Genomic DNA, 4,527 nt, shown 5'->3' with positions numbered 1-4,527 from the left:
GCCCAAAGATATTTGTGGCACACAGCTTGTATGCTCTGGCTGTGCATTGGGAAACGACGCTTCAAGCGTTTTTGCAGTTCGGTTTTAATGTAGAGACACATTGAAGTAGTCAGCTAAAAAACTAGCTAATCCTTTATTTTGTATGAAATTGTTTTTCCATTAATCTTCTGTTCTTCTTCCCGTAAATACTGAGCAAATTGTATATCAAATCTTGCCTGAAATATTCTTCTCCCGATCTGGTTCAAGCGATCTGCTGCTAGCTTATAAGGAACCTTAAATTCTTCAGCTAAAAATCCAATAGCTTCCCTTTTATGATTGGGCATGTTTAATTCCTTTACCATGAAAAATGGGATAGAAGCATATAACTGAAATATCCTTGCTTGCCGTTCCTGTAGATCTTTAAATGGCTTTGGGAGCCGTTCTTGAATTCCTACATGTTGAAGTGGATGACATAGCTCATGATGGAATTCTGAACGTCTAGAAAGCTCGTCTAAAGCTCGATTTAAGAATATAACGAAATATCCGTCTCCATCATCTTCCCAACGTGCATGGCTTTTTATGGGTGTTTCCATGATATCTCCACCAAATATTTCAGCAATATGATAAATGTCCATATCTCTTGGTGTGAGTATGTTATTTGCTTTGTAAATCTTTTCGATCCATTTTTCTAAAGCCGTTGGTTTGTATAATGACAAATCCAGCAAGTCTAATCCTCTCCCATTCTCTTTATTTCAGGGGAATATATGTTCTGTTTTATTTGTATAGAAAAAGCCCGAATCGCCTGAGATTCAGGGCTTTTGTTGTTCTCGTTTCGCTTTCATTCTCCGGAATAGTTCCAGGCTTTCTTTTAGGTACTCTTTTTCTTCCTCTGTGAGTGGTGTTTCACCATCTATAAAAGCTAGTCCGTCTTTATCATCAACATTTTTTATGACTGGTGACGGGTTGTCAGAAAGTCCAAGTAGATAATCAGCCGAAATATCGAAGATTTCTGCAAGACGATGAATAGTTGGGGTATCAGGAACCCTATCCCCAGTTTCCCACATAGCTACCGTACTCCGGCCTACGTTCATTCTTTTGGCAAATTCAACCTGTGACCAAGCACGTTTCTTTCTTTGCTCAATAATTCTGCTTCTTAATATATCTTTATCCATTTTCCATCACCATCTTTAGGATATCACGCTTAGTGACAATATAAAACAAATGTCTCCTAAAGTGAGAAAAAATTGTTTACATTGTCACTTAAAGCGAGTATTATAATAAATAGATGTGTCACTTAAAGTGAGCGTGAAAGGAGGTAAAGAAATGAATAATAACAAAAATGAAAAATTGATTTCTCTTCGTGTTGTAAAAGGGCTATCCCAAGATGAAGCTGCTAATCTTATAGGAATTTCTCGCAGTATGCTAGCTATGATGGAGCTTGGGAAAAGACTTGGGAGATATCCAACCCTCAAAAAAGTAGCTGATTTTTATGGATCTACTGTTGAAGAAATTTTTTATGCTCAAAACGCTCACGTAAAGCGACATAAAACCAAGTCTGCTTAAAGGAGAGATGTAATTGAAAAGCTTCGAGTTTATTCGCCAGCGTCGTAAGGAGATGGGAATGACACAGAAAGAAGTAGCTGAGAAAGCCGGACTTTCTTTATCAGTCATAAGAAGATTCGAAGCAAATCGTCCATACAACCCTTTAGCTAACAAAATATTTAAGTTGGCCAGAGCGATTCGGGTAGACGGTAATTATCTTTTGATGGATTGCGATTGGCCAGAATAAAAACTCTCTATCCCTTAGAAAATAAAGCGTACTATGTTAATTCAGGAAAACTAAGTGTGGTAGAGAATATAAGAACAAAAGTTCGATGTATAAAAATACTGCGTTGATTTTGATTGCAAAAAACACGCGCTCCACCCATACGCACCACTTGTTCAAACTATTCTGAATCAACTTTGTATCAAACGGGATTATTGCTCTTAACAACTGAATAGACAAAACGCCTAAGAGTGAGCAGATATCCTTTGTCTTAATTACATTCTAGCCTTATTTCAGGGATAAAGGAGGCACGAACAGATGGCGAACGGGTTATACAACAAACAGAATTTAGGGTTATATCTTAGATTCTTTCGTGAAAATAGCTTTGTGCCAGGGTGTGAAAAGCAAATTGTTCTCGCAAAAATCCTGGGCATCTCACAAAAGAGAGTAAGCGAGATCGAGAATGGCTTTGTAAAAGATATACGGCTGGAACTGGCCTTAAATTGGTGTACAGCAACCGGCTGGCATGAAGGAAGAGAAGTGGTTATGTGCATGTACGGTGTTGATCCACTGGCGCTCCCACCGATCACGCCGGAGTTTAATCAAAGATACGGAGACGCACTGCTAAATCTGAGAAAACAGCTAAAAGATGCGCTGGCAGCTGTTGATGATCTGATGGAGATTTGGAACTCACGTCGGCCAAACAGGATACCACAAACAAAAGATATGCTTTCCGAGAAAAAGCAAATTATCGATGTAAAGTCAGCTATCAATACAACGCTTTATGCAGCAGAAAGGGAATTTAGCTTTGAGATTCCGGAAGTTGTAAGGGTATGGACACAAAATACACTCTCTGACGGCATGATAATGCCACTCCCGGAAGAGTTACAGAAAAGAATGGGGGTAACGGCATGAATGTTATAATCGCCAACTGGCTTGAATTAACTATGGCCGAGCGTGTGATGGTGCTCATTGAAGTTTCTGAAGAACAACACAGAAAGAGAGGGCTGAAATATGAAGACTACTCATGATTGGAATATGAGATTGCAGGAAGTACTGGAACGCACAGCTCCTTATGATATGTCGCTTATGGATGATGAACAGAACAAGGCGTATCAACAACGTCTGGAACTGAATCGAATCAAACTAGAGATGAAAGAGGCAAAGCAAGAAGCTGATGAATTCTTGAAGCTGGCTGAGGCATACAAAGCAGCAGGCGAAGAAAAAGGCTACCAAGCAGCATGGGCCTATCACAAATTGAGTATGAAACATTATCATGATCTGTCTCACTACTACACAAAAATAGCCGCCATGTGCGCGAACACGATGACGGCATAACTCCAACTATAAATTAATCATATGTGAAAACTTATGTCTTTGCAAGTCCTATTCGGACTTGCTGCCGGGACCGGGAATTTGAACTCCACCTCTTGACCATATTTTTTCTCCTTGCCCGGTTCCGGCAGCACTTCCGAGCCAGGTGCTAAAAAATGAAAAGGAGGAAATCGTCCTTTAAGTATTTTACGACTGCCGGAATTGGCTCTCCGGACTTTTTGGCCCGAGGGTATCGCCGGTTCGACTCCGGCACGGGTCGCCAAATACATATGAAGGTGAGGTGAGAAGAGTGGAAAAGGAATTGACCGAAGCGATTGAAAAGGCTATGAGGACATCGGCAAAAAAGCGTGATGAACATTACAAAAACCAGGAAGTTTGAGCGCGATGTTTGAGGCTGGATATGCAGCGGCTATGAATGCGGTGTTAAACATGGCGCAAGTGTATGAAACAAAATAAGCCCTGCGGTAACAGGGCCAATTGGAAAACAAAACTTACGATCATTATAGCACAAAACAAATAAGAAGCGGAGGAATCTGTTCATGGCAATCCCTGTAGAACGCTTAGACGACATGTTGGCAGAAAAGAACGAGGTAACAGAGGGCTGGGCTGTCACAGACCTTAAATCAGCAGTGTGGGCTGACGAACGCATCCACGATGCACAGGTGAAGATTCATGAAATCGAAAAGCTGGCAGAGGAACGGATTGAATCGCTACAGCGCAAAATCGAAGTTGTGGAAGCCTGGAGGGAAGAAGCGAAAAAGCCATATCTCGAAACGGTTTCCTTCTTCGGAGGAAAACTCATGCTGTATCTCCAGCAAACCATTCAAGAGCAAATTGCAGCTGGCAAAAAGAAAATCACGAAATCACTCAAGCTTCCGTTCAACAAGCCAGCATTCAAAGCCAAGCAACCGGAAATCAAGCGTGATGATGCGCAACTCCTTATTTGGCTAGAAGCAAACCATCCGGAGTACATCGAGCACAAGCCCACAGTGAAGTGGGCGGAGCTGAAAAAGACACTGACGCAGGCAAAGGTAGACGGGAAGCTGGTCTACATTGATTCGAATGGACAAGTTGTGCCGCATGTTGAACTGACGGAACGGCCAGATGAATTTACCTTGGGGTGATATGAGATGAACCGGGAGAGTGAAGCTTGCGTGATGTGCAGCGATCCGATTGAGCCGGGGGAGAAAATCACTCCGGTGTATCACGCAAGAGAAGAGGAGCCATACGGAGTCATATGCTCATGTTGCTGGAAGGAATTTATTAACTAGAGGTGATTGAAAAATGGCATTTACAAAAGCGACAAAGACAAAGTCACGCGCCAGAATCGCGCTGTGCGGGCCGTCCGGAGCCGGAAAGACATACACATCTCTCCGGCTTGCCAGCGGACTTGGCGAGAAGGTTGCGGTGATTGATACGGAGCGCGGCTCTGCTTCCAAATATGCGGA

General features: G+C 42.2%; 9 protein-coding genes and 1 tRNA gene. 8 read left to right on the top strand and 2 right to left on the bottom strand.

Annotation, left to right across the window (positions count from 1 at the left end; genetic code table 11):
- Positions 1-125: 125 nt before the first annotated feature.
- Positions 126-704 carry an ImmA/IrrE family metallo-endopeptidase gene (locus BLR88_RS18395; protein ID WP_091261550.1) on the bottom strand — a complete coding sequence of 193 codons (579 nt, stop codon included), beginning with the start codon at positions 702-704 and terminating at the stop codon, positions 126-128.
- A gap of 84 nt (positions 705-788) precedes the next feature.
- Complete coding sequence (locus tag BLR88_RS18390; protein ID WP_091261548.1) at positions 789-1,151, bottom strand: helix-turn-helix domain-containing protein; 363 nt, start codon at positions 1,149-1,151, stop codon at positions 789-791.
- A 151-nt stretch (positions 1,152-1,302) separates the two neighbouring features.
- On the opposite strand from BLR88_RS18390, the gene BLR88_RS18385 reads away from it, so the two are divergent.
- From BLR88_RS18385 to BLR88_RS20645, 8 genes are all read left to right on the top strand, one after another.
- Positions 1,303-1,542: a helix-turn-helix transcriptional regulator gene (locus tag BLR88_RS18385; RefSeq protein ID WP_091261545.1), complete on the top strand. Its 240-nt coding sequence runs from the start codon at positions 1,303-1,305 to the stop codon at positions 1,540-1,542.
- 13 nt (positions 1,543-1,555) lie between these two features.
- On the top strand, positions 1,556-1,768 hold the full coding sequence (locus BLR88_RS18380) for a helix-turn-helix domain-containing protein (protein ID WP_091261543.1): 213 nt from the start codon (positions 1,556-1,558) through the stop codon (positions 1,766-1,768).
- A gap of 294 nt (positions 1,769-2,062) precedes the next feature.
- Positions 2,063-2,659: a hypothetical protein gene (locus BLR88_RS18375; protein ID WP_091261541.1), complete on the top strand. Its 597-nt coding sequence runs from the start codon at positions 2,063-2,065 to the stop codon at positions 2,657-2,659.
- A 99-nt stretch (positions 2,660-2,758) separates the two neighbouring features.
- Positions 2,759-3,082 carry a hypothetical protein gene (locus tag BLR88_RS18370; RefSeq protein WP_091261539.1) on the top strand — a complete coding sequence of 108 codons (324 nt, stop codon included), beginning with the start codon at positions 2,759-2,761 and terminating at the stop codon, positions 3,080-3,082.
- 187 nt (positions 3,083-3,269) lie between these two features.
- Positions 3,270-3,341: transfer RNA gene (locus BLR88_RS19850), tRNA-OTHER, on the top strand.
- A gap of 277 nt (positions 3,342-3,618) precedes the next feature.
- Complete coding sequence (locus BLR88_RS18365; protein ID WP_091261537.1) at positions 3,619-4,203, top strand: host-nuclease inhibitor Gam family protein; 585 nt, start codon at positions 3,619-3,621, stop codon at positions 4,201-4,203.
- 6 nt (positions 4,204-4,209) lie between these two features.
- The gene (locus BLR88_RS19845) at positions 4,210-4,350 is read left to right on the top strand and encodes a hypothetical protein (protein WP_175493692.1); all 141 of its coding nucleotides are present in this window, start codon (positions 4,210-4,212) and stop codon (positions 4,348-4,350) included.
- Between the two features lie 13 nt (positions 4,351-4,363).
- Positions 4,364-4,527, top strand: a 164-nt coding sequence (locus BLR88_RS20645; protein WP_175493691.1) for an AAA family ATPase, incomplete at its 3' end; no start/stop codon positions are given.

The sequence above is a fragment of the Aneurinibacillus thermoaerophilus genome, from assembly GCF_900099925.1.
GTDB classification, from domain to species: domain Bacteria; phylum Bacillota; class Bacilli; order Aneurinibacillales; family Aneurinibacillaceae; genus Aneurinibacillus; species Aneurinibacillus thermoaerophilus.
This window is presented reverse-complemented; position numbering and strand designations above follow the sequence as displayed.

Coding starts and splice junctions, on each gene's coding strand:
- BLR88_RS18390 (WP_091261548.1), bottom strand. CDS start 1,151: ATGGATAAAGATATATTAAGAAGCAGAATTATTGAGCAAAGAAAGAAA.
- BLR88_RS18385 (WP_091261545.1), top strand. CDS start 1,303: ATGAATAATAACAAAAATGAAAAATTGATTTCTCTTCGTGTTGTAAAA.
- BLR88_RS18375 (WP_091261541.1), top strand. CDS start 2,063: ATGGCGAACGGGTTATACAACAAACAGAATTTAGGGTTATATCTTAGA.
- BLR88_RS18370 (WP_091261539.1), top strand. CDS start 2,759: ATGAAGACTACTCATGATTGGAATATGAGATTGCAGGAAGTACTGGAA.
- BLR88_RS18365 (WP_091261537.1), top strand. CDS start 3,619: ATGGCAATCCCTGTAGAACGCTTAGACGACATGTTGGCAGAAAAGAAC.
- BLR88_RS19845 (WP_175493692.1), top strand. CDS start 4,210: ATGAACCGGGAGAGTGAAGCTTGCGTGATGTGCAGCGATCCGATTGAG.